Below are 1,026 nucleotides of genomic sequence, written 5' to 3'. Positions count from 1 at the left end.
GGCAGCTGGTCCTGCCGGCGTTCGTCGCCGACGGTCTCGACGCGCCGCACGCCATCTCCTCCCTGCCCGGGGTCGTGCAGCACACCGTCGACTCCCTGCGCCGGGAGGCCGCCGCCGCCGCCGAGGCGGGACTCGGCGGGATCATGCTGTTCGGCGTCCCGCTCGACGAGCACAAGGACGCCTCGGGCAGTTGCGGCGCCGCCGCCGACGGCATCCTCAACCGGGCGCTGACCGCCGTCCGCGAGGAGGTCGGCGACGACCTCGTGGTGATGGCCGACACCTGCCTGGACGAGTTCACCGACCACGGTCACTGCGGTGTCCTCGGCACCGACCCACGTGGCGAGCAGGTCGTCGACAACGACGCCACACTGGCCGCCTACAACGACCTCGCCGTGGCCCAGGCCGCCGCCGGAGCCCACGTGGTGGGCCCGAGCGGGATGATGGACGGCCAGATCGCCGCCATCCGCGAGGCACTGGACCGCGAGGGCTACCAGGACGTGGCCGTGCTCGCGTACAGCGCCAAGTACGCCAGCGCCTTCTACGGGCCGTTCCGCGAGGCCGTCGGGTCCTCGCTGCGCGGCGACCGGCGCACCTACCAACAGGATCCCGCCAACCTGCGCGAGTCGCTGCGCGAGGTGCGGTTGGACCTGGACGAGGGAGCCGACATGGTCATGGTCAAGCCGGCGATGAGCTACCTCGACGTCCTGCGCCAGACCGCCGAGATCTCGGACGTGCCCGTGGCCGCCTACCAGGTCTCCGGGGAGTACGCGATGATCTCCGCCGCCGCCGAGCGCGGATGGATCGACCACGACCCGGCGGTGATGGAGTCGCTCACCTCCATCCGCCGCGCCGGTGCGGACATCGTCCTGACCTACTGGGCACTGCACGCCGCCCGCCTCCTCGCCGACGGCTGGGGCTCCCGGTGACCGGCACCGGCCCGTGGCGCCCACCCGAGCGGACCGACGGCGCCTCCGAGCGCGCCGACGGCCGGCCGGTGGAACCGGCGGGACCCCTTCCCGACGACGT

At 73.3% G+C, this 1,026-nt stretch carries 1 protein-coding gene; it reads left to right on the top strand.

The annotated features are described in order from the left end of the window. A partial coding sequence (hemB, locus tag G6021_RS14695; protein ID WP_182641601.1) for a porphobilinogen synthase occupies positions 1-926 on the top strand: 926 nt, incomplete at its 5' end. Positions 927-1,026: the final 100 nt, after the last annotated feature.

This window comes from Dietzia sp. CW19 (assembly GCF_014145265.1).
GTDB classification, from domain to species: domain Bacteria; phylum Actinomycetota; class Actinomycetes; order Mycobacteriales; family Mycobacteriaceae; genus Dietzia; species Dietzia natronolimnaea.
The sequence above is the reverse complement of the archived record's forward strand: the minus strand, read 5'-3'. Positions and strand labels throughout refer to the sequence as shown.